27 protein-coding genes are annotated in these 25,992 nt (G+C 66.2%); 10 read left to right on the forward strand and 17 right to left on the reverse strand.

The annotated features are described in order from the left end of the window. The first annotated feature begins 16 nt into the window (after nt 1-16). Nucleotides 17-1,192 carry a hypothetical protein gene (locus ASE13_RS19560; protein ID WP_156404956.1) on the forward strand — a complete coding sequence of 392 codons (1,176 nt, stop codon included), beginning with the start codon at nt 17-19 and terminating at the stop codon, nt 1,190-1,192. Between the two features lie 9 nt (nt 1,193-1,201). Here ASE13_RS19560 and ASE13_RS17105 read toward each other — a convergent pair whose 3' ends face one another. After that, the gene (locus ASE13_RS17105; RefSeq protein ID WP_056618878.1) at nt 1,202-1,558 is read right to left on the reverse strand and encodes a VOC family protein; all 357 of its coding nucleotides are present in this window, start codon (nt 1,556-1,558) and stop codon (nt 1,202-1,204) included. Between the two features lie 141 nt (nt 1,559-1,699). On the opposite strand from ASE13_RS17105, the gene ASE13_RS17110 reads away from it, so the two are divergent. The 3 genes from ASE13_RS17110 (at nt 1,700) to ASE13_RS19965 (ending at nt 4,292) form a co-directional block, all read left to right on the forward strand. Next, nucleotides 1,700-2,227: a TetR/AcrR family transcriptional regulator gene (locus tag ASE13_RS17110; protein WP_056618880.1), complete on the forward strand. Its 528-nt coding sequence runs from the start codon at nt 1,700-1,702 to the stop codon at nt 2,225-2,227. A 43-nt stretch (nt 2,228-2,270) separates the two neighbouring features. Then, a complete protein-coding gene (locus tag ASE13_RS17115) occupies nt 2,271-3,347 on the forward strand; it encodes a winged helix-turn-helix domain-containing protein (RefSeq protein ID WP_056618883.1) in 1,077 nt (358 codons plus the stop codon). Nucleotides 3,348-3,776: 429 nt separating this feature from the next. Beyond that, nucleotides 3,777-4,292 carry a hypothetical protein gene (locus ASE13_RS19965; RefSeq protein ID WP_156404957.1) on the forward strand — a complete coding sequence of 172 codons (516 nt, stop codon included), beginning with the start codon at nt 3,777-3,779 and terminating at the stop codon, nt 4,290-4,292. Between the two features lie 305 nt (nt 4,293-4,597). Here the strand turns inward: ASE13_RS19965 and rplL are convergent, their stop codons facing one another. The 3 genes from rplL to ASE13_RS17130 all read right to left on the reverse strand — a co-directional run bounded on the left by rplL (nt 4,598) and on the right by ASE13_RS17130 (nt 7,122). Further along, nucleotides 4,598-4,975, reverse strand: coding sequence for a 50S ribosomal protein L7/L12 (rplL, locus tag ASE13_RS17120; RefSeq protein WP_056618886.1), 378 nt, complete (start codon nt 4,973-4,975; stop codon nt 4,598-4,600). 56 nt (nt 4,976-5,031) lie between these two features. Next, complete coding sequence (gene rplJ, locus ASE13_RS17125) at nt 5,032-5,547, reverse strand: 50S ribosomal protein L10 (protein WP_056619075.1); 516 nt, start codon at nt 5,545-5,547, stop codon at nt 5,032-5,034. 393 nt (nt 5,548-5,940) lie between these two features. Continuing rightward, nucleotides 5,941-7,122 carry a polysaccharide lyase family 1 protein gene (locus ASE13_RS17130; RefSeq protein ID WP_056618892.1) on the reverse strand — a complete coding sequence of 394 codons (1,182 nt, stop codon included), beginning with the start codon at nt 7,120-7,122 and terminating at the stop codon, nt 5,941-5,943. A 189-nt stretch (nt 7,123-7,311) separates the two neighbouring features. Between ASE13_RS17130 and ASE13_RS17135 the strand changes: the two genes are divergently transcribed. Then, nucleotides 7,312-7,836 carry a L,D-transpeptidase family protein gene (locus ASE13_RS17135; RefSeq protein ID WP_235537028.1) on the forward strand — a complete coding sequence of 175 codons (525 nt, stop codon included), beginning with the start codon at nt 7,312-7,314 and terminating at the stop codon, nt 7,834-7,836. 193 nt (nt 7,837-8,029) lie between these two features. Here the strand turns inward: ASE13_RS17135 and ASE13_RS17140 are convergent, their stop codons facing one another. The 10 genes from ASE13_RS17140 to ASE13_RS17185 form a co-directional block, all read right to left on the reverse strand. After that, on the reverse strand, nt 8,030-8,719 hold the full coding sequence (locus ASE13_RS17140; RefSeq protein WP_056618894.1) for a PilZ domain-containing protein: 690 nt from the start codon (nt 8,717-8,719) through the stop codon (nt 8,030-8,032). Nucleotides 8,720-8,880: 161 nt separating this feature from the next. Then, entirely contained in the window at nt 8,881-10,647 is a 1,767-nt protein-coding gene (locus ASE13_RS17145; protein WP_056618897.1) for a tetratricopeptide repeat protein, read from the reverse strand. 79 nt (nt 10,648-10,726) lie between these two features. Next, nucleotides 10,727-11,722 carry an alpha/beta fold hydrolase gene (locus tag ASE13_RS17150; RefSeq protein WP_056618900.1) on the reverse strand — a complete coding sequence of 332 codons (996 nt, stop codon included), beginning with the start codon at nt 11,720-11,722 and terminating at the stop codon, nt 10,727-10,729. 174 nt (nt 11,723-11,896) lie between these two features. Further along, on the reverse strand, nt 11,897-12,589 hold the full coding sequence (gene rplA, locus ASE13_RS17155; protein ID WP_056618902.1) for a 50S ribosomal protein L1: 693 nt from the start codon (nt 12,587-12,589) through the stop codon (nt 11,897-11,899). 4 nt (nt 12,590-12,593) lie between these two features. Then, on the reverse strand, nt 12,594-13,025 hold the full coding sequence (gene rplK / locus ASE13_RS17160; protein ID WP_029935539.1) for a 50S ribosomal protein L11: 432 nt from the start codon (nt 13,023-13,025) through the stop codon (nt 12,594-12,596). Nucleotides 13,026-13,247: 222 nt separating this feature from the next. Then, a complete protein-coding gene (gene nusG / locus ASE13_RS17165; protein ID WP_029935537.1) occupies nt 13,248-13,787 on the reverse strand; it encodes a transcription termination/antitermination protein NusG in 540 nt (179 codons plus the stop codon). Between the two features lie 14 nt (nt 13,788-13,801). Next, complete coding sequence (secE, locus tag ASE13_RS17170) at nt 13,802-13,999, reverse strand: preprotein translocase subunit SecE (RefSeq protein ID WP_200955758.1); 198 nt, start codon at nt 13,997-13,999, stop codon at nt 13,802-13,804. 473 nt (nt 14,000-14,472) lie between these two features. Further along, a complete protein-coding gene (locus ASE13_RS17175) occupies nt 14,473-14,739 on the reverse strand; it encodes a hypothetical protein (RefSeq protein ID WP_056618908.1) in 267 nt (88 codons plus the stop codon). Nucleotides 14,740-14,755: 16 nt separating this feature from the next. After that, complete coding sequence (locus ASE13_RS17180; protein WP_056618911.1) at nt 14,756-15,334, reverse strand: YqaA family protein; 579 nt, start codon at nt 15,332-15,334, stop codon at nt 14,756-14,758. 89 nt (nt 15,335-15,423) lie between these two features. Further along, nucleotides 15,424-16,359, reverse strand: a complete 936-nt coding sequence (locus ASE13_RS17185; protein WP_056618914.1) for a LysR substrate-binding domain-containing protein — start codon at nt 16,357-16,359, stop codon at nt 15,424-15,426. Between the two features lie 119 nt (nt 16,360-16,478). Here ASE13_RS17185 and ASE13_RS20190 point away from each other — a divergent pair, with 119 nt between their 5' ends. From ASE13_RS20190 to ASE13_RS17200, 3 genes are read left to right on the forward strand one after another with little or no spacing between them, the layout of a single operon-like run. Further along, nucleotides 16,479-17,537 (forward strand): hypothetical protein, encoded by a 1,059-nt coding sequence (locus ASE13_RS20190; protein ID WP_235537029.1) that lies wholly within the window; start codon nt 16,479-16,481, stop codon nt 17,535-17,537. Next, nucleotides 17,534-18,430: a TolB family protein gene (locus ASE13_RS17195; protein ID WP_200955762.1), complete on the forward strand. Its 897-nt coding sequence runs from the start codon at nt 17,534-17,536 to the stop codon at nt 18,428-18,430. Before ASE13_RS20190 ends, ASE13_RS17195 begins: the two co-directional genes overlap by 4 nt. A gap of 1 nt (nt 18,431) precedes the next feature. Next, a complete protein-coding gene (locus tag ASE13_RS17200; RefSeq protein WP_056618919.1) occupies nt 18,432-18,905 on the forward strand; it encodes a DUF1772 domain-containing protein in 474 nt (157 codons plus the stop codon). On the opposite strand, the gene ASE13_RS17205 is transcribed toward ASE13_RS17200, so the two are convergent. The 3 genes from ASE13_RS17205 to ASE13_RS17215 form a co-directional block, all read right to left on the reverse strand. After that, nucleotides 18,839-19,318 (reverse strand): hypothetical protein, encoded by a 480-nt coding sequence (locus ASE13_RS17205; RefSeq protein ID WP_056618922.1) that lies wholly within the window; start codon nt 19,316-19,318, stop codon nt 18,839-18,841. The two genes, ASE13_RS17200 and ASE13_RS17205, sit on opposite strands and share 67 nt — an antisense overlap. Further along, entirely contained in the window at nt 19,311-19,715 is a 405-nt protein-coding gene (locus ASE13_RS17210) for a MerC domain-containing protein (protein WP_056618925.1), read from the reverse strand. The genes ASE13_RS17205 and ASE13_RS17210 overlap by 8 nt, the downstream gene beginning before the upstream one ends. Before the next feature lie 95 nt (nt 19,716-19,810). Further along, the gene (locus tag ASE13_RS17215; RefSeq protein ID WP_056618927.1) at nt 19,811-21,982 is read right to left on the reverse strand and encodes a TonB-dependent receptor; all 2,172 of its coding nucleotides are present in this window, start codon (nt 21,980-21,982) and stop codon (nt 19,811-19,813) included. 986 nt (nt 21,983-22,968) lie between these two features. Between ASE13_RS17215 and ASE13_RS17220 the strand changes: the two genes are divergently transcribed. Continuing rightward, complete coding sequence (locus ASE13_RS17220; RefSeq protein WP_056618930.1) at nt 22,969-24,561, forward strand: methyltransferase regulatory domain-containing protein; 1,593 nt, start codon at nt 22,969-22,971, stop codon at nt 24,559-24,561. A 106-nt stretch (nt 24,562-24,667) separates the two neighbouring features. Then, the coding region (locus tag ASE13_RS17225) for a beta strand repeat-containing protein (RefSeq protein ID WP_200955764.1) at nt 24,668-25,992 on the forward strand (1,325 nt) is incomplete at its 3' end.

The raw sequence follows: 25,992 nt of genomic DNA on the forward strand, positions 1-25,992 counted from the left end.
GGCTAGAGACGCTGTGGTGAATCGCGGGAAGTATCGGATCGGCGGCCAGTTCGGGCTCGCCGCGGCGGCGTTGGCTGCGGGCATCGCCGCGCCTGTCGTGCATGCACAGCAGACCACAACGCCGGCTCCAACCCCGGCGCCGACACCAACGCCCAGTCGTCCACCCAACCTGATGTACCTGCCCAATGTGACGCCCGAGCGCTTCACATTGGGCACGCCGTCGCCGGCTCCCGCGCCGACACCGACCTTGGTGACGCCTCCCGCACCCGTCGCGACGGCCACCCCGCGCGCGACAGCACCGGCCCGTTCGACATCGAGGCCGAGCGCCACCCGGGCGCCCGTAACCCAGGCCACGCCGCCCGCCGGCATCGCCCCGACCGGAACTCCGGTTGCGGTGCCGAGCCCGATCGCGACGGCCGCGCCTGCACCTGCTCTCCCTGCACCCGTCGTGCCGGCAACCCAGCCGGCGGGAACGCCCGGCTGGCTGTGGATGCTGATCGGTGCCGGAGCGACTGCGCTCGTGTTCGGCGGCATCTGGGCCCTGCAACGCCGCCGCCGTGCCGGAGAGCTGGAAGAATATGAGGCCGCCGCGCCCGCGCCGGCACTCCCTCCGCCCGCAATGCCTGCGCGTCCGGTCGGTCCCCCGCCGGGGATCGCGCCCAAGGCCGCGCCGCCGCCTGCGGCAGCGCCATCGGGCGAGCCCTTCGAGATCATCCTCCGCCCCGCGCGCATCGAAGTGACCGAACGCGACATAGTGCTCGAGTGCGAGCTGCTGATCGGCAACACCCAGGCCTCGGCCGCGGAGAATGTCCGCGTCAACATGGCGATGATGACCGCCAGCCCCGATCAGGACCGCAACATCGCGGGCTTCCACGCCAATCCGATGGTCGATCCGGCGGGGACCCCGTTCGATCTCGCCGCCGGCGCGGGCGGGCGCATGCCGATGCGGCTGGCGCTGCCGCGCGAGCTGATCCACGTCGTCGAAGTCGCCGGCCGCCCGATGTTCGTGCCTTTGGTGATGATCGAGCTCAAATGGCGCGCCGGGATCAGCATCCGCCGCTTCGGCGCGGACTTCATGGTCGGCACCGCGGGGCAGGGGGGCAAGGTTGGCCTGATCTGGCTCGATCGCAACCAGCAGGCGCGCGAGCTGGCCGCCACCCGCTATCTCCCGCGCCAGGCGGTGGCGGCCTGAACCTCCGCGTCAGTCGAGCACGCGGCCGACCCGCACCAGCGTCCCGCTCGGATCGCTCACTGCGAACTCATAGGTGCCCCACGGCTTTCGGTGCGGTGCGCCCTTCTCGATGATCAGCTCGCGCACCCGATCGGCGACTGCGTCGACATCCTCGACATAGAGATAGAGGCCGAAGGGGTTGTCCTCGACCTTCTCCGGCCATCCCTCGACATGGTTGAGGTGCAGGTGCCAGCCGCGCCCGTCGGCGAGGATGCGGTAATGGCCGTGATCGCTCACCACCGCGAAGCCGAGCCGCTGGTAGAAAGCCTCGCTGGCGTCGAGATCGCTGCTCGGCACGATCGCCACCACGCGATGTAGGTCGGTCATTGCATCGCTCCTGAGAAACTACGCGCACCGTGCATCAGCGGCGCGGTTCGTGCGAGAGCGAAACCGGCCGGAAACGCTGCTGCCGGACGGAGCCCCGCAAAAGTCCGGAAGCGAGGCGGACAAATGCGCTAGAAAGCCGCGATGGACGGACGGAATCTCGATCCGCGCGTCAAGCGCAGCCGTGACGCGATCGTCGCGGCGTTCGTCGAACTCGCCTTCCGGCAGCGCTACGACACGATCCGCACCGCCGATCTGATCGCCCGTGCCGGCGTCGGCCGCTCGACCTTTTACGAGCATTTCCGCGGCAAGGACGAAGTGCTGCTGGCGGTGATGGCGCCGATCCTCCAGCCGCTGGCCAGCGCGGCACTGGGCCGCGCGAGCAAGGTCCAGGTGCGCGCGATGCTCGAGCATGTCTGGCAGCAGCGCGGCTTCGCGCGGATCATCCTCGGCGGCGGGACGGGCATGAAGCTCCAGCGCCGGCTGGCCGCGATGATCGAGGCGCGGCTGGTGGTGGTGCCGGACGCCGCGCCGCCGCCGATGGTCGCAATGGCCGCCGCGGCGGCGCAGCTGACGATGCTGCGGATGTGGGTCGCCGGCGAAGCGGCTTGTGCGCCCGCGGACCTCGCGGCGCAGATGCTCGCCTGCGCGCGCCTGGCTCCGGAGGCCTGATTTGCCATTGCCTTGACCGGGGCGATGCGGGAGGCTTCGGACGATGACGATCTTCCGCTTCGACTGCTTCGTGCTGGACATGGGCGATCGCCAGCTCAAGCGGGAGGGCGTGCCGGTGGAGCTCAATGCCCGCTATCTCGACGCGCTGGCGCTGCTGGTGCGTGAGCAGGGCAGGCTGGTGTCGAAGGACCATTTCCTCGATCAGGTCTGGCGCGGCGTGCCCGTCACCGACGAAGCGCTCACCCAGTGCATCAAGACGCTACGGAGGCAGCTCGGCGACAATGCCGCCAGCCCGCGGCTGATCGAGACCGTGCCCAAGCACGGCTATCGCTTCATCGCGGCGGTCGAGGCGGACATCGAGCCGCCGGCGCTCGAGCCCCGATCGGCGCCGGCACGCGCCGGAGCCGGGCGGTGGCGCCGCTTCCTGCTGCTCGGCGGCGCGGGCACGATCGGCGCCGGGATCGCCGGGCTTATCGGCGGCATCTTCTACGGATTCGCCGGCGCCTCGCAGCCGCTCCAGCCGGGCATGGGCGCAGTCTCGGTGCTGCTGGTCGTGACGTGCCTCACCATCCTCGTCGCATTGGTGGGCGGGGCAGGGGTGGCGTTCGGCATCGCCGCGGCGGACTTCGCGCCCGCGCGCCGCTGGCACTGGAGTGTGGCCGGAGGCGCGATCGGCGGGCTGGTCGTGGGTGGGGTGGTCAAGCTGCTCGGGCTCGACGCGTTCAACCTGCTGCTCGGCCAGTCGCCGGGCGACATCACCGGCGCGGCGGAGGGCGCAATGCTGGGCGGCGCGGTCGGCCTGGGAAGCTGGCTCGGCGCGCACTGGGGCGGGCATTCGCTACGCCGCGCAGTCGCGGCGGCGGGGCTGGTCGGCGCAGTCGCGGGGATGCTGGTGCCGCTGCTCGGCGGACGGCTGATGGGCGGCAGCCTCGACCTGCTCGCGCGCCATATCCCCGCCTCGCGCCTGCGCCTCGATCAGATCGGCGGGCTGTTCGGCGAGAGCGGCTTCGGGCCGATCGCCCAGCTCGTGACCGGCGCGCTGGAAGGCGGACTGTTCGCCGCCTGCATCGCCGGCGCGATGCTCCTCGCGCGACGGGATCTCGACGCGGGGCGGCGGTGAGGCCGGTGTCCGCTGTTGATGGTTAGCCGCGAAAGGTCACACTAGGGTCACACTGCCTGCATGGTTCTGGCCCGTTCCTGCGCAGGCGATCCAGGAGGGTGTGGACCAAGCGGCGCTATACTCCTGCTTTCGCACGAGCACGATGAGAGGGGCGTTACGATGTCAGAGAGCCAGAGGAGGCTGTCAGGCGAAATCCTACATTGCAAGCATGTCTGCAAATGAGTGGAGAGCGGCTGGTCCGCTTTCGAGTTTGCAGATCGAGTTAGCGGCCGCGAGGCTCGGCCCTTTGATACAGCCAGCCCTCCGCCACTACGTGCGTCTACAAACGGGAGGAAGTCCCTCGATTTGACAACCAAGGCCTCACCTATGCGCTAAGCCGGATCGTCACTACACCCGTCACGGCGAGCAGCGGAATTTGAGGAGAGCGTGGTGCGTCACTGGACTTTGTCGGCCGCGATCGGAGCTGCCATCTTGATCTCTAGCTCAGGCTCAGCGAGCCCGGCGCAAGATGTGGTTTCAGGCAGCTATGTCCTGGACCGGGAACGGAGCGACGACGCCTTTCAAGCGATCGAGAGCGCTATTGCCGGCCTTTCCAACGCCAAGCGCCCTCTCGCCCGCATGAGGCTGCGCAAGTCCATTGCGGTAAATAGAATGAGAATTTCGATTGCAGGAAGTCGAGTCGGAATCGCATATGATGACAAAGCACCTTTCGTCGTCAGGATAGGCGGAGAGCCGGTCAAGTGGAAGCTCATTGAAGTGCTTGTTTTCGATGTGTCGGCAAAAGTTAATGGTGAAGCTATTTCTCTAACATTCCGCGGCGAAGACAGCGAGCGGGTTACAACTTATCGCATTGTTGGTCAGGACTTGGTGGTGGATACCACCATGACGAGTCCATTGCTCTCTACACCAATTGTTTATAAGCAAATCTTCAATCGAACGAACTGACAGGATTTACGAGGAAAACTTTCTGGTGAGAAACCGTCGAACGGTCTTCGTCTCGTAGATGCAGATGCGGGTCAAGATGATCTCGCCAAGGTCTGCTTTGAGGCGCGCTACGATCGTGAACGAACGGCAGCAACTGGGGCGTTAGCTGCCACCTGCCGCTCTGGCTGCTATCCTCCGCAATCACCCGCACACACGCAAAGAAAAAGGGCGGCCCCATCGGAGCCGCCCTTTCTTTCTCTGCCGTGAAGCAGAAGCTGGATCCCCGCCTGGGCGGGGATGAGTCCTTCGCGCTTATGCGCGCAAGCTCACTTGACCTCGACGGTCGCGCCGGCTTCTTCGAGCTGCTTCTTGATCTTCTCGGCCTCGTCCTTGTTGACGCCTTCCTTGACGGCCTTGGGAGCCGACTCGACCAGCGTCTTGGCTTCGGTCAGGCCCAGGCCGGTGATGGCGCGGACTTCCTTGATGACGTTGATCTTCTTGCCACCGTCGCCGGTGAGGATCACGTCGAACTCGGTCTTCTCTTCAGCTGCCGGAGCAGCGGCGCCGGCGCCGCCAGCGGCAGGAGCCGCGACTGCAGCGGCGGCCGAAACGCCCCACTTCTCTTCGAGAAGCTTCGAGAGCTCGGCGGCTTCGAGAACGGTCAGCTCGGACAGAGCGTCAACCAGCTTGTTAAGGTCAGCCATGATAAACTCCAATCAAATCAGATAGGTTAGGGAATTGGTCTCGAAAAAAGGTCCGCTTACGCGGCTTCCTTCTCCGCATATGCCGAAAGAACGCGCGCGATCTGCGCGGCCGGTGCCTGCGTGATGGTTGCGAGCTTGGTCGCGGGAGCAACGATGAGCCCCACGATCTTGGCACGCAGTTCATCCAGCGACGGCAGCGTGGCGAGCGCCTTCACGCCCTCCACGTCGAGCAGCTGCGCGCCCATTGCTCCGCCGACGATCTCGAGCTTGTCGTTCGTCTTGGCGAATTCCGCGATGATCTTGGCCGCAGCCACGGGATCGGCGGAAGTGGCGAGCGCCGTCGGACCCGTGAGCAGGTCCGCGATCACCGAATAATCGGTGCCCTCGGCGGCAATCTTGGCAAGCTTGTTCTTCGAGACCTTATAGCTCGCACCGGCTGCGCGCATCTTGTTGCGGAGGTCCGTCGATTGCTTGACGGTCATCCCGAGATTGCGGGTGACAACCACCACGCCGACCTCGTTGAAGGTGCGATTCAGCTCGGCAACGGCATCAGCCTTTTGGGAACGATCCATGCCGGTCTCCTCGTTATGAAGCACCCTGACGGGGGCTCCGGTTACAAATTGTCCGAGGGGCACGATCGTCGCGGCCAGAGGCTTCCCTGGCGTGACCCGAACGCTCCGCGCGAGGCGGACCGTCGGTGAAAAATCTGTCCCCGTCTTGGCGAGAAATCAAGACCGGCAAATCCCGGTCACTCGCTGTCTCGGACGGAACGCAGGCGAGGCAAGCCCCATCTGCGAAGGCGCGCACATAACGAAATCGGGGGAGGAGTCAACTGGTCCCACGCCCGTCACCCCCGCGAAAGCGGGGGCCCATCTCCGGGATGCGCAGCAAATGCAACGGCCGTGGGACGGCTTGGTGGTGGCAGGAGATGGGTCCCCGCTTTCGCGGGGATGACGGTGATTAGGTCAGCCCGGATAGCCGCCCACTTCGCGCTCGTCGTCGATCACACGGCCCTTGCCGCTGCGCACCTCGGCGACGATCCGCCGATCCACCGCGTCGCGGTCCCACGGCCGAGCGCCCGCTTCGGCGAGCACCCATTTTTCAACCGTGCGCGCCGGCCGCGCCTTGAACCCCTCGGGCCAGAACGGCGGACGAGGCAGGGGGATGATCTTCGGCTTGCGGTTCGAGATCACTTCGATCGGCACCATCGGGCGCCCGCCCGAGAGGGTGAAGATATTGTCGCGGTCGAACAACTCGAGGTCGCCTTGCCCTTCGACGATCAGGAAGGGCAGGTCCTCCCGCGTCGAAGGACCCCCGCGCACGACATTGCCGACGATCGCCAGCCGCCCGACGGTCCACGGGTGCCCGACCCATTCTTCCTCGTTGAGCGCATAATGCATGCAGCGATTGCCGGGATCGTAGATCAGGTTGTTCGCGGTCAGCGCCTGCGCACCACCCTTGAACAGCTGGTTGCGCTCGTAGTTGTGCGCATAGAGATTGCCCGCGATCAGCACTTCGGTGACGTTGTCGTGGATCAGCGTTCCCTTCGAATGCTCGCCCTTGGCGTGGCTCGACTTCGACAGCCCCTCGGCGACGATATTGCGCGTGAAGGTGATCCGCCGCGAGGTGTGCTGGCGCCATGCCTCGACGGTGTCGCCGCCGGCGAAGCGCGGACCCGAGGCGGACAGGTTCTCGTCGGTCGCCCAGGCGAAGGAGCAGTGATCGACGACGACGTCGTGCGCCGCATTGGTCGAGAGCCCGTCGACTTCCCAGCCGCTCTTGGGCGCCGCGCCGTCCGCGCCGGCGCGCACCCGGATATGCTGGATCACCACGTCGTGCGTCGAAACCGAGATGCCGCCGCGGATCAGCGTGATGCCGGGGGAAGCGGCGCTCGTCCCGTCGATCGTGACGAAGGGGTCGCGGATCGACAGGCTCTTTCGTCCCAGATCGATCACGCCCGCGACATCGAACAGGATCCGTCGTGGCCCGGTTACCGCCAGCGCCGCGCGCAGCGTGCCGAGACCCTCCGAGGCGAGGCTGGTCACGCGCAGCACGCGTCCTCCGTCGCCGCCTTTGGTCCTGGTCCAGCCGCTGCTCGGCGTCAGCGCCTGCGCGCCCGCGAAAAGCGGCGCATGCCCTGCGGCCAATGCCGCGCCGCCTACAAAGCTCCGCCGGTTCAGCCGCAAACCCGCTCTCCCTCGCTGCGCGGTGGTCATGCTTAACGAAAGGCCAAGCTGTGCCCCTGCGGAACAGTCCAAAAACCATGCTAGCCAGGGGCGGTTTCGCCAGCAATATCGCTGCGCATGACGACTCGATCCTCGCTCCGAGGCGCTCTCATGCTCCTCCTCGCACTAGTTGCGATGCCCTCCGCCGCGCTCGCCGCTGCGCCAGCCGCTGCTTCGAAGGTCCCGATCGTGCTGGCGATCCTGACGCCGGACAGCCCGCTCCAGGAAGGCGAGTATCTGTGGGAGCCCGAACGCGCGCCGACCGGCAAGCTCGAGATCGTCGCCGATGTCGCCCGCGACACGCTCTACGTCTATCGCGGCGGCGTCGAGATCGGCCGCACGATCCTGATCTATGGCGCCGACGAGAAGCCGACGCCGATCGGCAGCTTTCCGATCCTTCAGAAGAAGGTTCACCACATCTCGAACCTCTACAATGCCCCGATGCCGTACATGATGCGGCTGACCTGGGGCGGCGTCGCGCTCCACGGCAGCGGCGAGACGGTCGACAATCGCTATGCGACGCACGGCTGCATCGGCCTGCCCGACGAATTCGCCGCCCTGCTCTTCCGCGCCGCGAAGCTGGGCGACCGCGTGACGGTCACGCGCAACTGGCTGCCGCAATTCTACGGCGCCTGAGGCCTATCGAAATTCAACCTGTAGACTCCCCTCCCTGCAAGGGAGGGGCTGGGGGTGGGTGCGAGCGTAGCGAGCCCTTCGAACGGCTCGGAAAAGAAGGAAAGGCCGGGCATCGAGCCCGGCTTTCCTTACCCACCCCTAACCCCTCCCTTGCAGGGAGGGGAATTTGAATGTCGATAGGCCTCAGGCCGCCTCAGAAGTTCGCCTTGCGCAGCAGGCGTTCGCGCAGGTCCTGCATCACCACCGCCTGTGCCGCGGCGACCCGGTCGTCTTCGCCCAGCACCCTGCCGAGATGTTCGAGCACCTGGCTGGCGCGATCGAGATTCTGGAGCACGCGCGAATGCCGCTGCAGCATCACCGGATCCTCGATCAATTCCTCGCCGAGCGCGTCGATCAGGCGCTGCACATAGATGATCTCTTCGGCGATGCGCCGCTCGAGCTCCCCGGAGGATATCGCGGTTCCGGTGGAGGTGGCGGGCTCGGAAGGGAGTGCCGCACCCGATCGGACGACGCTTTGGATCGCGTCCACGCGCGCCTGGCCCTGTTGGCCGGCGAACACCGCCGCGCGCTTGCCGGTGACCCATTCGTCCACCGACGCGGCGACATTGTCGAAACGGATCCCGCAGCGCCCGCCCGCGCACCAGACCACGCTGGCCGAGACCTGGATGTCGGCGCGAGTGAGGACGAGCGAGGCGCCGGGCCCGGGCAGCGCCGCGCCGTCCAGCATCGCGCCGGTTTCGGAGAGATTGCGGATGCGCACCGGCGCCCTGCTGCCCCCCGATTCGATCGACGCGGCCAGCATCAGGTTCTTGCGCGTCGCGCGCGGTTGATCGGCGCCTTCGGAAGGCGCGGACGCTGGTTCGTCGGACTGGGAACTCGTCACGCTTCGTTCCGTTCTGCGCGCGCACCTCGGCAGGCGGGTGCGCCGCCGACGACATCGTACATGGTTAGCGCCGGGCCCATCAATCCATTGTATTGCACCCGGAGCGCCAACGGCCTCTTCTTCCAAGAAAATCCGTGGCATGAAGCGGCGGACCGGCGGATTCAGCCGGTTCGCCCGCCCTCGATCAGCGCTTGTGCCCGTACGCGCTCGGGCGTTTCATAGGCGCCGTTGGCGACCGGCAACAGCATGCGGCGCGCCGCCGCGGTGTTGCCGCGGCGAACCAGCGCCTCGCCGAGCAGCAACCGCGGGCCCGGCGCGGCGGGCACGGTGTCGACGACTTTCATCAGTCCCTCGATGGCGATGTCGGGCGGCGCCTCGCCCGCCTCGGCGAAGCTGCGATAATAAGCGAGCAGCGGCAGCGGATTGTCGGGGTCGGCGCGGTTGGCGCGGGCGATCTCGGCGCGCGCCGCCTTGAGCTTCGCCCGGCGCTCGGCGGGAGACGCAGCTAGTGCCTGGCCGAGAAGTGCGCTGCCCCGCCACGCGCGCGCGTCGCTGCTGTTCGGGTCCGCGGCGAGCCCGCGATCGGCCGCGCTCAGGCATTCGGGCGCATTGCCGCTGCGGCATTCGGCTTCGGCGAGCAGCAATTGCGCCTGGAGATTGGCCGGGTAGCGCGCCGCGTCCCCGCGCAAGCCCCTCAGCCACGCGTCGCGCGCCACGATCGCCTTGGCATCGGCGCCGGGCGGCACGATGCGCGAGCCGAGCTCCAGCCGCCCCTTGACGAAGGCCGCTTCGCCTTGGGTCAGCTGCCGGACCATCGGCTCCGCGACCCGATCGGCGGGGTAGGTCATCTGCTCATAGGGCATTTTCTTGTTGTCCCACGCGGCGAGATCGCGCTGGAGCTGGTCGAGGTCGCCCAAGGCTGCAGCCGCTTGCACGGGCGGGTCGCCAGCGGCGATTCTGGCGAGATAGGCGCGCAGCTGCGGCCGCCGCGCCTCGTCGAAGAAGAGCATGTGCGCCAATGCCCAGGCATGAAACGGCGTCCACCGGCTGTCGGCGCTGCTCTTCACCGGGTAAGTGCCGGTCAGCACGTCCTTCACCGGCGCGCCGCGCACGCTGTTCAGGACGCGGCCATAGCCTTCGGGCGCGCGGCCATAGGATATCTGCCCGTCGCCCTTGACCTCGATCGTCGAGAACAATTCGCCGAAGCCGTCGACATACCAGCGCGGATAGGCATTGGGGAAATGGGTGAGCAGCCAGTTGCGCGCGAAGGCGGCATAGATCCGCCCCTCGGCCGCGACCGGCACCGAGACCTCGTTGACCGCGACGGCGAATGGATCGTTCTTCTTCGCGAAGCCCGCGCCGGTGCCGATCGGACCGGCGAGATGCGAACTCAGCCCGGCGTCGTTGGCGGTGGGATCGGGCACGCCGCCGCTGGTCGCGCGGATCAGGTCGGGAAGGAGCCCGGCGAGGCTGGCGCCGCGCTCGAGCTGGACGCGCGTGTCGTAGCGCGTCGCGGCGAGCACCGGCCCGTCCTCGCGCGGATCATAATAGCCCTGCACGTCGAAGCCGCTGCGCCAGGGGCCCGGCGTGAAGCGCAGGTTGCGCAGGTCCATCGCGTCGAATTCGCGCGAATCCCCGACCAGGGTGACCCGCAGTTTCCGAGTGTCGTCGGGTTGGTCGACTCGCCCGAGCAGCACCGAGAGCAGGAAGTGCAGCCGCTCCAGATTGTGCGCGATGCGGCGCAATTCGGCTTCGCTGCCGTCGCTGGTGACGACGACGTGATCCGTCTCGGCCTCGCGCCAGCGGCTGAGCTTCTCCAGTCTGCCCTGCACGACGATCGTATCGTCCTGCGGCGGTGCGGTCTGGGCCGCAAGGGGAACGGGCAGGGCAAGCAGCCAAAGCCCGCCGGCTAGCATCGCACGCCGCATATATTCCTCCTGTTTCGCAGGAGTATGCCGCCGATCGGCGAAAAGGAAAGGCGGCGCTTCGCGACCGCGCGAATCTCCGTCAGACTCCCTTGCCGACGACGTCCAGCACGGCGCGGGCGAAATCTTGCGGCGCCTCCTGCGGCAGATTGTGCCCGATGCCGCCGGCGATGGTACGGTGCTCGTAGCGGCCCGTGAACTTCGCGGCATAAGCGGAAGGCGGCGGATGCGGTGCGCCGTTGGCGTCGCCCTCCATGGTGATCGTCGGCACGCCGATCGTCGGTGCGGCCGCGAGCCTCGCCTCGATCGCGTCGAAGCGCGGCTCGCCCTCGGCCAGCCCGAGCCGCCAGCGATAATTATGGATCACCACCGCGACATGATCGGGGTTGTCGAAGGCCACTGCCGAGCGATCATAGGTCGCGTCGTCGAAGCGCCATTGCGGCGAGGCGAGCCGCCAGATCAGCCGGTTGAACGCGCGACGATCCTTCTCGTAGCCGAGCCGGCCGCGCTCGGTGGCGAAATAGAATTGGTACCACCATTGCAGTTCGGCTTCGGGCGGGAGCGGCTGCTTTCCCGCCTGCTGGCTGCCGATCAGATAGCCGCTCACCGCAACCAGAGCGGTCACGCGTTCGGGCCACAGAGCCGCGACGATGTCCGCGGTGCGCGCGCCCCAATCGAACCCGGCGAGCGTGGCGCGCCGGATCTTGAGCGCGTCCATCAGATCGATCACGTCGGTGGCCAGCGCGGCCGGCTGGCCGTTGCGCAGCGCCGCGGCGTCGCGGAAGCGCGTCGCGCCATAGCCGCGCAGAAACGGCATGATCACCCGCTGCCCGCGCGCCGCGAGGATCGGCGCGACCTCGGCAAAGGCGTGGATGTCGTAGGGCCAGCCGTGCAGCAGGATCACCGGCGCACCGTCCACCGGGCCGAGTTCGGCATAAGCGACGTTCAGCGCCCCCGCGTCGATGTGGCGGAGCGGAGGCAGTTCCGGAACCGCAGCGGCGGCGGGCACGGCGCTCAACGCCAGCACCCCCGGTGCGGCGAGCGCCAATGCGGCCCCGCAAAGTGCGCGGCGATGCATGTCGATCGGTTCATGCGATGCGTCCCTTTCCAATTCGGCCTCCCGAGCATGTCAGTCGCCCGCATCGCTAGCGGCTTGCCCTACGCGACGGAATAGGGGGCGTGGCGCACACAGGAAGAAGGGGCCGGAATTGCTTCCGACCCCTTCAAATTCACTTGGTGCTTCAGTGCCGGATCAGACCGCAGCGATTTCCGCCGCGTCGACCTTGACGCCCGGGCCCATCGACGAGCTCAGCGCGACCTTGCGCAGATACTTGCCCTTGGCGCCGGCCGGCTTGGCCTTGATCACCGCATCGACCAGCGCGTCGAAGTTCGCGCGCAGGTCTTCCGCAGGGAACGACGCCTTGCCGATGCCCGAATGGATGATGCCGGCCTTCTCGACGCGATACTCGACCTGACCGCCCTTGGCGGCCTTCACGGCCTCGCCGACGTTCATGGTCACGGTGCCGAGCTTCGGGTTCGGCATCAGGCCCTTGGGGCCCAGCACCTTGCCGAGGCGACCGACCAGGCCCATCATGTCGGGCGTGGCGATGCAGCGGTCGAAATCGATCTTGCCGCCCTGGATGATTTCCATCAGGTCCTCGGCGCCCACCACGTCCGCACCTGCGGCCAGCGCTTCCTCGGCCTTGGCGCCCTTGGCGAACACGCCGACGCGGACGGTCTTGCCGGTGCCCTTGGGCAGCGTGACGACGCCGCGGACCATCTGGTCTGCGTGACGCGGATCGACGCCGAGGTTGAGCGCGACTTCGACGGTCTCGTCGAACTTCGAGGTCGCGTTGGCCTTCACGATCGAGATCGCTTCATCGACGCCGTGGAGCTTCTCCGCGTCGACGGTCCAGGTCTTCTGCTTCTTGGTCAGCTTTGCCATGATCTCAGCCCTCCACCACTTCGAGGCCCATTGCGCGGGCGGAGCCTTCGATGATCTTGGTCGCTGCCTCGATGTCGTTGGCGTTCAGGTCCTTCATCTTGACCTGGGCGATCTCGCTCAGCTGCGAGCGCTTGATCTTGCCGGCAACCTGCTTGCCCGGCTCCTTCGAGCCCGACTTGAGGTTGATCGCCTTCTTGATCAGGTAGGTCGCCGGCGGCGTCTTGGTCTCGAACGAGAACGAACGGTCCGCATAGACGGTGATCACGGTGGGAAGGGGGGTGCCCTTTTCCGCGTCGCCGGTCTGGGCGTTGAACGCCTTGCAGAATTCCATGATGTTCACGCCGCGCTGACCCAGAGCAGGGCCGATCGGCGGCGAGGGGTTCGCGGCGCCCGCGGGCACCTGCAGCTTGATATAGCCGGTAATCTTCTTTGCCATGTCACTCTCTTTCAGGGGGCCTTGCGGACCCCGATCAAGTTTAGCGGTTCAGACGGACGCCGAGGCGTCCTCCCGCAGGGTTTCCATTGCTATAGCTTTGGAAGCCGGCGCCCCTAGCGCAAAGACAGGCCGGGCGCAACAGGAGAGCGCGGCGGGTTATGGAAAAGGCCGGAGCTTTCGCCCCGGCCTTTCGTATCTCGCAGAGCTGAAGGCCCAGCCCCGTTACTTGATGCGTTCGACGTCCTCGAAGCCCAGCTCCAGCGGGGTGGCGCGGCCGAAGATCGAGATCGAGACCTTGACCCGGCTCTTGTCGAAATCGAGCTCCTCGACCACGCCCGAGAAGGTCGCGAAATTGCCGCTGGTGACCTTGACCGTGTCGCCGATGTCGTAATCGACATGGACGCGGGCCTTGGGCGCCGCGGAGGCAGCCTCTTCCTTGGTGTTGAGGATGCGCGCGGCCTCGGCCTCGCTGATCGGCTGAGGCTTGCCCGAGCTGCCGAGGAAGCCGGTCACCTTCGGCGTGTTCTTGACGAGGTGATAGACGTCGTCGTTCATCTCGAGCTTGGCGAGGACGTAGCCCGGGAAGAACTTCCGCTCGGACTGGATCTTCTTGCCGCGGCGAACCTCGGTGACGGTCTCGGTCGGGACCTCGACGGCCTCGACCAGACGATCGAGGCCGAGACGGGTCGCGTCCGCCATGATCTGATCGCGAACCTTGCCCTCGAAGCCCGAATAGGCGTGGATGATGTACCAGCGCGCCATGTTTGCCGTGTTCCTTACTGGGCGAGACGGAGGAGACCGCGGACGACCGCGTCGAAGAACGAATCCACACCCAGGAAGAAGATGCCGAGCAACGATGCCATGATCAGCACCATCACGCCGGTCATCACGGTTTCCCTGCGCGACGGCCAGACGACCTTGCCGGTCTCGGCACGCACCTGGCGCATGAATTCGAGGGGACTGGTCTTCGCCACTGGGGGCATCCTCGTCAAAAAATTGGCTCCTTCGGCGAGGCATGGGTCCGCTGCCGGCTCCTTCGGGGAAGGACCGGCGTTTTCCCATCACGCTGTCGGATTGGGACGGGTATCTAGCGAGGCGGGGGGGCAAAAGCAAGCGCGCTCGCGATGGCTCGGCTTCCCTGTTTTCGCCTTCGGAAAGCGGGCCCGATAATTACGGGTCCGGCGATAAGTCGGGGATATCGGCACGAGGAAAAGCGCCCCGGACAAGCCGGAGCGCTCTGGTCTTGCGGTCCTTTTGGAGCCTTAGGGTGAGAACCTATACAAGCTGTTGATTTGACTACGAGTTGATCCCCCTCTTCGTCATCCCCGCGAAAGCGGGGACCCATCTCCAACAGTTTCCACGAGCGCGCCGGTGCATTTTGCTGCCCGCTCAGGAGATGGGTCCCCGCTTTCGCGGGGATGACGGATTCTGAATATGAGTCCCGACCCTAGGGACTGTCGGGCGAATCGTCGCCGCCGAAGATGTTGATCACCTTTGTCGCCTCGAGCAGCGCGACGATCGCGACGACGCCGATCACCGCGAAAAGACCAGGCCCGGGCAGCAGCTTGTTCTCCTTGGCCCCCGGTGTGCTGGCGCGCGCCTCGACCGCAGGTGCGTTACGCAGGCTCAGCGCCGAGGCCGATCCGGCCTGCGCGGCCGTCGATGCGAAGACCATCGTTGATGCGGCGGCGATTACCGCCAGCTTCTTGTACATGCACAGGATCCTCTGCCTAGATCAGCGCCACTGCGGCAAAACCGCCGGCAAGCAGGATCAGAAATCCCCATGCGAACAGGTTCAATCGTTTTTCGATGAACGCTTGCACAGGCTCGCCGAACCGCTTGAGCAATGCCGCGATGATGAAGAAGCGCGCGGAGCGGGTAATCGTCGCAAGGAGCACGAACAGCGGAAAGTTGAAGTGAAACAGGCCGCTGGCAATGGTGACCAGCTTGAACGGGATCGGAGTCAGGCCCTTCAGCAGGATGATCGCGGCGCCATATTGATCATAGCCGTGGCGCAGCGCCTCGATCTTGCTTTCCATGTGATAGAGCTGGACCAGCCACTGGCCGATGCTCTCCATCAGATAATAGCCGATGGCATAGCCGAACATCCCGCCGATCACCGAGGCGACGGTGCACACGGTGGCGATCAGATAGGCCTGGTCGCGCCGCGCGAGGACCATCGGCACCACCATGACGTCGGGCGGGATCGGGAAGAAGCTGCTCTCGGCGAACGAGACCACGGCCAGGCTGCGGAGCGCGTGGCGGTGATGCGCCATGCGCAATACCCAGTCGTACATCGGGCGGAACATGCGGACTCCAGCGAATGCGTGCGGCGCGTTCCTGCCCTATTCGCATCCGCAGCGAAAGCCGCAATCCGGACGAAGCGATGGCGAAAGCGTTATCCGGTTGCGTCGAAGGTTCGCGGAAAAAACTCTCTCACCGCATCGCGGGCGGCGGCCGCTTCGCCGCACAGCCATTCGCGAAACAATCCGATCTTGCGGCTGTTCTGGCGCGATACCGGATAGGTCAACCAAAAGGATCGCCCCGCCGGCACGACCATGTCGTGCGCCGGCACCAATCGCCCGGAATCGATTTCGGCGCGGAACAGGATCGGCGAAGCGATGACCACGCCGTGACCTGCGAGGGCCGCCGCCACGTCGAGATGTTCGGCCGAGAAACTGGTGCCGAAGCGTGACGGCGGCGGACATTCCTCGTGACCCAGCGCCCTGTACCAGAGCGACCACCAGTCCGGGCGGCCGAGCAACGGCACCGTGAGCGGCGCTCGCGGATCGTCGATCCCGGCTGCGGCGGCTTTCAGTTCGGGAACGCAGAGCGGCATGAAGAGGCTCGGGAAGAGCGCGATGGTACGGAGGCCCGGCCAGCTGCCGTCGCCATTGCGGATGGCGATGTCGAAGCGGCCCGCGGTGAGGTCCTCGGCCGCCTCCGAAACATCGAGCTCGACGCGGATGTCCGGGTGCAGCGCGCGGAAAAGACCGAGCCGCGGCGTGAGCCAGCTGGTGCCGAAGGTGGGCAAGGTGGTCAGTGACAGCCGCCCTTCGTCCAGTTCGGCGGCGCGCGCGAAGCTGGCGCGGAGGGCGGCGAACGCCTTGCCCGCCTCCGTCGCGATCAAGCTTCCCCCGTCGGTGAGCTCCACACGGTGGGGATGCCGCCGGAACAGCGTGACGCCGAGCTGCGCCTCGAGCTGCCGCACATGATAGCTCACCGATGCCGAGGAGGTGCCGAGCTCGTGCCCGGCCTTGGTGAAGCTCCCGAGCCGCGCCGCCGCCTCGAAGGCGCGGATTGCGGCGAGCGAGGGTAGCGGCCGATCGAGCATAAGTCTGACTTAGCCTCTCGACCCAAGCTTCGCATAGCCAGAATCCATGCGGGGATGTCTTCTGCGCGCCGGAACGAGAGGGTGAGGAGATGGCCGTGCTGGAAGGTTTGCCAGGAGTGTTGCGACGCAGGGATGTGATCCTCGGTGCGGCGACGGCGGGCGGAGCGCTCGCGATTCCCGCATCGGCCTCGGCGCTACTGGGCGTCGAGGGTGCCGCGCATGCGCATGACTGGGACTGGCTCGTCGGCAACTGGGACGTCTGGCACCGCCGCCTCAAGGACCGGCTCGCCGGGAGCAACGAATGGCAGGAATTCACCGGCAAGAGCGCATTGTGGCTGGCGCTGGACGGGCTCGCCACGATCGACGACAATATCGTCGATATTCCGAGTGGCACCTATCGCGGCCTCACCGTGCGCGCTTTTGATCCGAAGCGGGAACAATGGGCGATCTGGTGGGTCGACGGCCGCAACCCGACCGTGATCGATCCGCCGGTGCGCGGCGGCTTCGTGGGCGACAAGGGCGTTTTCACCGGCCCCGACACCTTCAAGGGCAGGCCCGTCACCGCGCGCTTCCGCTGGCTCGATATCCACAGCGCCCGCCCGCATTGGGAGCAGGCGCTGTCGACCGACGGCGGCAAGAGCTGGGAGATCAATTGGGAGAATTTCTTCACCCGCACCGCGCCCGTGGCGACGCCGCTGCCGGCAGTGTCCGATCGCCGGCGCGATTTCGATTTCCTCCATGGCAGCTGGTCGGTCCAGCACCGCCGCCGCAAGCAGCGGCTCATGGGGAACGATGATTGGGAGGCGTTCGCGGGGAGCTTCACGAACTGGCCCGTGCTCGGCGGCCAGGGCAATATCGGCGACAATCACTTTGCGCGCGCCGGCGGGGCGCATCGCGGGCTGGGCTTGCGCACCTTCGATCCGGCCACCGGCGAATGGTTGAGCTGGTGGCTCGACGGGCGCGACCCGACCGCGTTCGCGCCGCCTGTTCGGGGCCGTTTCGTCGATGGCGTCGGCATCTTCGCGGGAGACGACGTGCAGGATGGCCGTCCGGTGAAGACGCGCGTGCGCTGGTCCGGGATCACGCCTAGTGCCGCGCGCTGGGAGCAAGCCATGTCCGGCGATGGCGGCGCCACATGGGAAACCAACTGGATCAGCGATTTCAGGCGGAAGGCATGATCTCCGTTCGACACGCATTGCGGGCGGCGGCGTGCCTGATCCTGCTCGGCGGGGCTTCCGCGGGCGGGCGGGCGGCGCGAGTGGCGATCACCGGCGCGGCCGAACCGTTTGCGCCGGGGGTCGCCTCGACCCGTTATTCGGAAATCCGCCTGACGCTGAGCCCCGACGGCCGGACCGCCTTGTGGTTCAGCCGCGATCGGCTCGGCGGCCCGGGCGGCTACGACATCTGGGTCTCGCGCCGATCCGGCGGCCAATGGCGTCCCGCCGTGCCGGTATCGTTCAACAGCGCCGGGCGCGATTTCGATCCCGCCTTCTCCGCGGACGGACGGTTCGTCTATTTCTGCTCGGACCGGGCGGGAGGATCGGGGGGCGACGATATCTACCGCGTGCCGGTGACCGGCCAGGGCTTCGGGGCGCCGGTCAATCTGGGACCGGAGGTGAACAGCGCCGGCAAGGAGTTTGCACCGATGCTGTCGCCGGATGGCGCTACACTGCTGTTCTCGAGCGACCGGAGCGGAGGGGCAGGCGGCCACGACCTCTTCACTGCGCACCGGGCGGGCGATGGCTTCGCTGCCGCCAAGCGGCTGGTCGGCGCGCTCAACACCGCGGCGAACGAGTTCGACGCGACCTTCCTGCGTGACGGCGCGACCATCGTCTTCGCGCGGGCGATGGATTTCCGCAGGGACCGCGTCGACCTGCTTTTTGCCGTTCCGTCCATACAGGGCTATGATGTGGGAACGATGCTGCCGGCGGCGGTCAACAATGACCACGATACCTATGGCCCGATGCTCGACTGGTCCGATCGAAGCCGGCTGATTTTCTCGGGACAGCGCGGCGAAGGCGGAATGGACCTCTATCGCGTTCGCTATCGTATCCTGCATTCGGGAGGGTGAAATGATCGAGATCGTGGTGCGCGGCTTGCTCTGGTTTTCCGCGATCGGCTGCGGGCTGATCGGCGGGCTCTATTTCGCCTTCTCCACCTTCATCCTGCAGGCGTTCGACCGTCTCGGCGCGGAGCGTGGCGCGCAGGCGATGAACGCAATCAATGTCGAGATCGTGCGATCGCTCTTCATGCCGCTCTTTCTCGGCACCACGCTGACAAGTCTGGCGCTCGTCATAGTCGGCGTGGTCCGCCGCGAGCCCGGCGGGGCGGCGATGCTGACGGGTGGCGCGATCTACGTGATCGGGATGTTCGTCGTCACGCTCGCCTTCAACGTTCCACTCAACAATATGCTGGCTGCGGCGGGCCGGGATGGCGGCGCGGCCTGGTCGCTTTATCTGCGGCGCTGGGCATCGTGGAATCACCTCCGCACGTTCGCCTCGACGCTTGCGTGCGCGCTTTTCGTGGTCGCGATCGCCACCGATTGACGACGCGGTGGCGCAGCGTCGGCGGCTTCGCGCTCGAGACAATGCGCGCATCGTCCCACGACCTCCACGATCGGCCGCGTCACGCGAAATCTGCAGCGTTCGGCGACGTCCTCGATTTTCAGGAACGACTCCTCGTTTGCGATCCGCCCGACCGAGCCGCAGGTGGTGCAATGGAGATATATTTCGTTGGGCGAGCGCGTCGGCACATATCCCCGGCTCAGGAGCAGCTTGTGCAAAGTGCCGCGTTCGACGAGCTTGCGCAAAGCGCGGAAAACCAGGCTGACGGTGACAATTTCACCTTGTTCCCGCAGTATTTCAGCGAGCATCAGGCCAGTCAGCGGGCGCCCTTCGCGCTCGAGAAGCGCGACGAGAAACTCGTCCAGCTCGCCCGCTGCGCGCCGCTTGCTAGCCATGGCGATGCGGCCAATGGCGCCTGCGCAAGTTTACGATGTGTGCGCTAGCGAGGCATAGGCCTCCGCCGATCGTCATTGCCGTTTCGATGGGCGTTTCGGCGAAAGCCAGCGCGCCGGCCAGCATCAGCGCCAGTCCGGTGCCGCCCAGCAATAGCGTTTCGCCTCGGCCATGGCGGCGAAGGCCGGCGACCAGCGCTATGGCCGATGTCGGGATTGCGAATGCCAGCATCCACAGATGGAAGCTCTCGGGTATCGCGATTGCCCGCGACAATGCGGGCAGCGCCGCGAGGAGAAGCGGGAGTCCTGCGCAATGGATCAGGCACAGAAACGAAGCGCCGATCGCGGTTCGATCGAGCCAGGTGATGACGGAAGCACGCGCAACCTGTTCGTGGTGCATGCTCTTCTCCAAACATGAGTGGCGGGCGGCGGCGCCTCCCGCATCGCGCATGAGGCGCGAATGCGGACCGGCACCGCCGCCCCCTTCAGCTTCGCCTAGAAGCCGACGCGCACCGTCGCCCGGAGGTCGCGCCCGCTGAGCGGGGCGAAGTCCTTGAGGAAGCTCGAATGCCGCCGGGCCTCCACATCGAAGATGTTGTTCGCGCTCAGCAACAGCGAGATCTTGTCGTTGCCGGAGAACGGCTTGAACCCGATCGAGGCGTTCACGAGCGTATAGTCGGCCGTGGGAGTCTCGAACGGCGCAATGCGATTCTGCTCGAAGACATGCTCGGCCTCGGCGCGTGCGGTGACCCGATCGGATTGCGCCTCGATGCCGCCCAGCACGCGGGCGGGCGGAATGCGCGGCACCGGGCCTTCGTCGACGATCGAGGCGTGCACATAATCGCCCAGCGCATCCACGTTGATAGCGTAGCTGCCGATCTGAGCGAGGCGGAACGAAGCGTCGGCCTCGAAGCCGTAATAACGCGCATCTGCCTGCTGATACTGGAAGCAGGGAAGGTCGACTTCGCGACCGCTGGGTGCCGCGGCCGCTTCGCAGACCGCCGGATCGACCTGGTTCTCCGAGATGTAGTTGGAGAACCAGTTGTAATAAGCCGATGCATCGAGGCTGAAGCGGTCCTGGTGGACGTGGAGCGTACCTTCCAGGCCCCAGGATTTCTCGAGCTTGAAATCCTCGTTGCCGACTTCCCACGATTGGGTGCCGGCATGGCCGCCACGCGCGAAGAGTTCCTCGCCCGACGGTGCGCGCTCGGTACGCGAGGCGTTGAGCCCGATCCGTACGCCGTCTGCCAGTTCGTAGGAGAGCCCGGCCGAGCCGGAGACCGCATTGAAATGCCGCGTGCCGGAGAAGAAGCGAGCGTCGCCGAGGAGCGGCGTTGCCGCAAGGTCGGTGGATTCATAGCGCAGGCCGCCCTCGGCCCGGAGCGCGCCGAACTCCAGCTGCTGAAGCGTGAACACGCCCAGCTGGCTGGTGCGGTTCTTGGGGAGGAAGGCCTCGTCGCCGACCACGTTGAAATCGCGGTGGAAATATTGCACGCCCGAAGCGCCGCTCCAATCGCCGCGCTTCGCCTGGACCAGTTCGAGGCGGCTCTCGATGCCCTTGTTGTAGAAGGCGGTGCCGATCTCGCCATCTTCCTCGAGCTCGAAATGGCGATAATTGGCATAGCCTGCGCGGACGCGGATCTTGTCGAGGAAGCCGCCGCCGGTTTCGACTTCGCCGCGCAGGTCCACCCGGTTCTGGATGACGCTCAGCCGCGGCGCTTCCTGCTCCTGTCCGGACTCGGTCGCGTAGCGGATGGGCACGCCGTACAGGCTGTCATAATGGCTGTACGAAATGCCGAGATTGCCCGTGTCGGTGATCAGCGCCGCGCCGACGCCTGCGGTCCAGGTTCGCGCCGCGGTGTTGGGAAGCGTGTCCTTGAGCGCGGCGGATGCCGCGAAATCCGGATCGTCGGGCGTGGTTGGTCCGGCGGCTGCCGCCAGCGCTGCTGCCCGCGCACTCGGCGAGAGGACATAGCCGCCGATATCGAGGTCGTCGCTCTTGAGATACGAGCCGTCGGCGTGGAGCACGATCTTGCCGAGCCCGACATCGCCGGCGGCCCCGACCGAACGCTCGTTCGCGGCCGAGCCGTAGCTGCCGATCGCGTTGACGCGGTAGCCGTTCTCGGGAACCGCGCGCGGGATGCGGCTGTCGATCACATTGACCACGCCGCCGACCGCCGAAGAACCGTAGAGCAATGCCGACGGGCCGCGAACGATCTCTACGCGATCGGCAAGCAGGGGATCGATGATCACCGCGTGATCGACCGAGGTGTTCGACACGTCGATCGAGCCGATCCCGTCGGTGAGCACACGGATGCGCTCGCCCTGGAAGCCGCGCAGGATCGGGCGCGACGCGCTGGGGCCGAAGGAAGTCGCCGAGACGCCGGGCTGCCTGGCGAGCGTCTCGCCGATGCTCGGCCGAAGATCGCGGGTGAGTTCCTCGCCCGAGACGACCGAGGTGCCCGCGAGCACGTCGCGCTCGCTGGTCGGCAGGATGCCGGTGACGACGATCTCGTCGCCCTTGCTCACGCCCTTGTCCTGCCCGTCGGGCGCGGCATCGGCGGGGGTGGCCGGCGAGGAGGGGGAATTGTCGGGATCGGCGGCCCGCGCGGCGGCGGGAAGGGCAAGCGCTAGCGAGGCTGCGCTCAGCAGAAACAGGTGACGCATTTGTTCAACTCCAGGAACCTTGTCAGTTTTTTCGGAGGAGCCGCATGCGGTACGCGCAATGATGCGCGCAGCCGTCAGGGCGTTCCTCGGGCCTGAAGTTGATGGGGCGGCGCGCGGCTCTGCCAGAGATGCGACCGGCTCGCGCGTTGGAACTGGAGCGGTCGGAACGCCGCGGTGAAGAAGGTGGGGGCGGCGGGGGCCGCAAGGGTGACAGGTGTCGGCAACAGCGCCGGACCAGCGCTCGCTACCTCAAGGCAGATCGGACAGGTTTTGGGTGAATCGGGCGCGGGGTCATCGCGTCCGGTCTTGTTCGCAAGGCTGCGTTCGGACTGCGAGGTGTCGAGCCCAACCGGCCGGTGCTGATGCGCCTGTGTGAGGACGCTCTGCCAGAGAAGCGCCAGCAGCAACGCGCAAAGCACGACGAGCCGCTTCGCCCGGCGGGGCCCGGCAGCGCGCGCATCCCCCTGCGGCCGGCCTGCGGCAGCACGAGCCGCAGCGGCTCGATCGAGGGAAGGGATGCGGGTCAAAACGGAACCGGCCTCAGCTTGGGTGCAGTGCGGCACACTTGATATGTTGTATAGTCTCATCGCGCAAGTCGCAATCCGACTGCGGCCTCGCCCGAGAAACGCCGCGGCGCAACAATGCGAGGGTCGACCGCGAGTCCGAACAATGCAGGTTGGATGCAACATATCATGATTTGCGGCGCCGAGACGCTTGCCCAATCCACCGGGAATTGTCGTTCAGGGCCGTTTCCTCAGAGCCCGGAGGCTGGCTTCGGGCAGGCCATCTTCGCGTACGCAAACCAATCCAGATGTTGATAACGCCTAAATTATTCATGCCTGCAGACAACGCGACTTCTGTATCTCATGCCGGCGCTCTGCGTGTGATATGAAGAGTCACGCCGGAGACGAGGCGACAATCGATACTATGCCTTACGCGCGAGGGCCGGCGTCGATACTATACGACGGCATCGAGGAGATTCCTGAATGCGCATGATCGGGCAAGACGACGAGGTCGAGGCAATCATCGCGCGGACGGCGCTCAAATATGATCTTTTGCCGTACCAATCCCGGGCATTTCCGCAAAGTCATCCGTCGCGGATCGGCGCCATCGCAAGCCTGTTCGGACTTGCCGCCGCACCGCTCGAAACCGCGCGGGTGCTCGAGTTGGGCTGCGCAGCCGGGGGCAACATCATCCCGCATGCGCTGGCCTGCCCCGATGCAAGCTTCATCGGCATCGACCTCGCACGTACACAAGTGGCGGCAGGCAGGACGCGAATCGCGAAGCTCGGCCTGACCAACGTTGAAATTCGCTGCCAGAGTTTCACCGAGATCGGCGACGAGTTGGGCAGCTTCGACTATATCCTCTGCCACGGGGTCTACAGCTGGGTGCCGCCGGCGGTACAGGACGCGATCCTGCGCATCATCCGGGCGCGGCTTTCGCCGGTCGGGGTGGCTTATGTCAGCTATAATGTCCTGCCGGGCTGGCGGATGCTTCAACCGCTTCGAGACGCGTTCCTGCTGCAAGTCGCGGACGAAGTGGATTCGCTCGGCCGTGTCGCCAAGGCACGAGAATTGCTGAGCTTTCTTGCGGGGGCGACACCCGACAAGGGGCCTTATGGCGATATGCTGCGGAGTTGGTCGGAGCGATTGGCGACGCTGTCCGACGATTATGTCGCACACGAGTTCCTCGAGGAAATGAACCAGCCGAGCACGGTGCGCGACTTCGCCGCGAATGCAGCGCGCAACGGGCTCGGCTTCCTCGCCGAATGCGATCTCGCTTCGATGATCCTCGAAAATTACGGGACCGAGGTCGCACGCCAGGTGCGTGCCCGTTCGAACAACGACCTCGTCGAATCAGAACAATATCTCGATCTGCTGTCCGGCCGCACCTTCCGGCAAACCTTGCTCGTCGCGAGCGAAAGGCAGGCGACGCTCAATCGCGTGCTGAAACCGGCGAGTATCGCGCCGTTCCATTTCCTAACGCAGAGCGGCACTCGCGTGGAGGAAAAAGGCGGCCAATATGTCGTGACCGATATCTCGGGTCGTTCGCTGTCCACCAGCTCGCGTGCTGTAGCCGAAGGGATCGGTCATCTCGTCGCAGCGTTTCCGTCATCCTCGAGCCTCGACGATTGTATCGATGCGGTCACCGACGATGAGGGCGCGGCACGCGAGATGGTGGCAGACGCGCTCTACCGGATGCTGCTGGTCGGCATGGTCACGCTTTCATCGGAGCCGGTGCGGGCAGGGCGGGGCGGCGACAGGCCCGAGGCCATTCGACTGGCACGTGCCGACGCCGCTGAGGGCGCCCTGTCGACGACCAACCTGCGTCACGAGACCGTGACTCTCGATCCCGCCACGCGGGTGTTGCTGCCGGCCATGGATGGCAGCCTCGATCAGCCGGCACTTGCCCGTCGGCTTGCCGCCGAAGCGGTGGCAGGTCGTATCGCGTTCACCCGGAACGGCGAGACGGTGAGCGACGCCGAAGCGATCAGCCAGGTCGCAACCGAACATCTGACGACCTTGCTGGAAGGCATGGCGAATGCCGGGCTTTTGCAAAGTTGCGCAACCATTGATTGACACTGACAAAACCGGTCCATAACGATAAATAAAAAGAGACGAGGCCCGGCCGTGCCGGATCTGGTCCAGGGCGCATAGTTGACTGCACGGATCAGGGGGCAGACTAATGGCGCGGACTCACGACACTCGTTTTTCGGCAAAGACGAAGAACGACGGCTCGAACCGGTCGGCATCGCGCGGCACGCTGCGTTCGCAGGCGAGCCGGTTCGCACTGCACTCCACCATCGGCATGTCCGCGGTCGCCGGCGTGAGCCTGATTGCCCCGGCACAGGCTTGGGCGGATTGCACCGTCGGTGGGCTGACGGTCCAGTGCAGCGACACCGTCACGACCAACACGACCTTCCCCGCCAATCCTCCCGTCGATCGCGAATATCAGGGGGCTTCAGGCTCGCCGATCGTGGTGATCGTCGATTCCGGCAAGATCGTCAGTGGCAACGGCCTCGCGGTATCGAATAGCGGCACCGGCGGCGTCACCGTCACCAACAACGGCACGATCAGCGTCGACGCCGGCAACACGCCCACCGCAGGCGGCACTGCGGCGCTCAGCGTCAACGCAGCGGGCGGGACTATCGATGTCAGCGGCGGCGACATCATAAACAACGGCAATGGCAACGCGCTCGACGCGGTGCAGACCGCCGGTGCGGGCACCATTGTCCTCGACATAGCCGGCAACATCTCGTCGGCTTCGGGCGAGGGCATCACCGTCCGTAACGTGACGACCAGCACCGGCGTGGTGGTGGTCACCGGCGGTACCGTCACGGCAGGCAGTGGAGACGCCATCGACGTTCAGACGCAGATGCTCACCGGCGATGCGGTGATCACTGCGTACGGGGACATCAAGGCGAGCAATGCCGGAATCGTTGCCGCGATGATCCAGGGCGGTGCGACCGGCGCGGTGAGCGTGCGGGCCGAGGGTGCGATCGACGCGCGCTTCGGGATCGACGCCGAGAACTTCGGCTCGGGCGGCACGGATGTGACGACGATCGGGCCGGTGACGGCGACGACGGGCAACGGCATCTTCGCCAAGGCTGCCGGCGGCAATGTGAGTGTGAGCGCAGGCGATGTGAGTTCGGTCGGCAACACGGGCATCATCGCGCGCCAGACCAACGCGGCCGGGCTCGGCGGCATATTCGTGATTGCGGGCGATGTTTCGGGCACGACCGGCATCGAGGCGACCAATTCCGGGGCCGGTCCCATCGAGGTGGTCGCGACCGGGAACGTGACCGGCACGCTTGGCGAAGGCGTTATTGCGACCGGCAACGATGCAGTCAGCGTCGCGGTGGCGGGCACCGTGACGGGCGCAACGACGGGCTTGCTGGTGACCGGCGGCACGGGCGGGGCGGGCAATATCGATGTCAGCGCGGGTGGTGTCGCGGGCGGCACCGGCAATGCCGTGACGATCCAGAACAACGGCGCGGGCAGCGTCTCGGT

Origin of the sequence: Sphingomonas sp. Root241 (assembly GCF_001428865.1) — a bacterium.
GTDB lineage: Bacteria > Pseudomonadota > Alphaproteobacteria > Sphingomonadales > Sphingomonadaceae > Sphingomonas.

What these genes read in the sequence shown, in the direction of transcription:
- ASE13_RS17105 (WP_056618878.1), bottom strand. Translation starts at nt 1,558, where the DNA reads ATGACCGACCTACATCGCGTGGTGGCGATCGTGCCGAGCAGCGATCTC.
- ASE13_RS17110 (WP_056618880.1), top strand. Translation starts at nt 1,700, where the DNA reads ATGGACGGACGGAATCTCGATCCGCGCGTCAAGCGCAGCCGTGACGCG.
- ASE13_RS17115 (WP_056618883.1), top strand. Translation starts at nt 2,271, where the DNA reads ATGACGATCTTCCGCTTCGACTGCTTCGTGCTGGACATGGGCGATCGC.
- rplL (WP_056618886.1), bottom strand. Translation starts at nt 4,975, where the DNA reads ATGGCTGACCTTAACAAGCTGGTTGACGCTCTGTCCGAGCTGACCGTT.
- rplJ (WP_056619075.1), bottom strand. Translation starts at nt 5,547, where the DNA reads ATGGATCGTTCCCAAAAGGCTGATGCCGTTGCCGAGCTGAATCGCACC.
- ASE13_RS17135 (WP_235537028.1), top strand. Translation starts at nt 7,312, where the DNA reads ATGCTCCTCCTCGCACTAGTTGCGATGCCCTCCGCCGCGCTCGCCGCT.
- ASE13_RS17145 (WP_056618897.1), bottom strand. Translation starts at nt 10,647, where the DNA reads ATGCGGCGTGCGATGCTAGCCGGCGGGCTTTGGCTGCTTGCCCTGCCC.
- ASE13_RS17150 (WP_056618900.1), bottom strand. Translation starts at nt 11,722, where the DNA reads ATGCATCGCCGCGCACTTTGCGGGGCCGCATTGGCGCTCGCCGCACCG.
- rplA (WP_056618902.1), bottom strand. Translation starts at nt 12,589, where the DNA reads ATGGCAAAGCTGACCAAGAAGCAGAAGACCTGGACCGTCGACGCGGAG.
- rplK (WP_029935539.1), bottom strand. Translation starts at nt 13,025, where the DNA reads ATGGCAAAGAAGATTACCGGCTATATCAAGCTGCAGGTGCCCGCGGGC.
- nusG (WP_029935537.1), bottom strand. Translation starts at nt 13,787, where the DNA reads ATGGCGCGCTGGTACATCATCCACGCCTATTCGGGCTTCGAGGGCAAG.
- ASE13_RS17175 (WP_056618908.1), bottom strand. Translation starts at nt 14,739, where the DNA reads ATGTACAAGAAGCTGGCGGTAATCGCCGCCGCATCAACGATGGTCTTC.
- ASE13_RS17180 (WP_056618911.1), bottom strand. Translation starts at nt 15,334, where the DNA reads ATGTTCCGCCCGATGTACGACTGGGTATTGCGCATGGCGCATCACCGC.
- ASE13_RS17185 (WP_056618914.1), bottom strand. Translation starts at nt 16,359, where the DNA reads ATGCTCGATCGGCCGCTACCCTCGCTCGCCGCAATCCGCGCCTTCGAG.
- ASE13_RS17195 (WP_200955762.1), top strand. Translation starts at nt 17,534, where the DNA reads ATGATCTCCGTTCGACACGCATTGCGGGCGGCGGCGTGCCTGATCCTG.
- ASE13_RS17200 (WP_056618919.1), top strand. Translation starts at nt 18,432, where the DNA reads ATGATCGAGATCGTGGTGCGCGGCTTGCTCTGGTTTTCCGCGATCGGC.
- ASE13_RS17205 (WP_056618922.1), bottom strand. Translation starts at nt 19,318, where the DNA reads ATGGCTAGCAAGCGGCGCGCAGCGGGCGAGCTGGACGAGTTTCTCGTC.
- ASE13_RS17210 (WP_056618925.1), bottom strand. Translation starts at nt 19,715, where the DNA reads ATGCACCACGAACAGGTTGCGCGTGCTTCCGTCATCACCTGGCTCGAT.
- ASE13_RS17215 (WP_056618927.1), bottom strand. Translation starts at nt 21,982, where the DNA reads ATGCGTCACCTGTTTCTGCTGAGCGCAGCCTCGCTAGCGCTTGCCCTT.
- ASE13_RS17220 (WP_056618930.1), top strand. Translation starts at nt 22,969, where the DNA reads ATGCGCATGATCGGGCAAGACGACGAGGTCGAGGCAATCATCGCGCGG.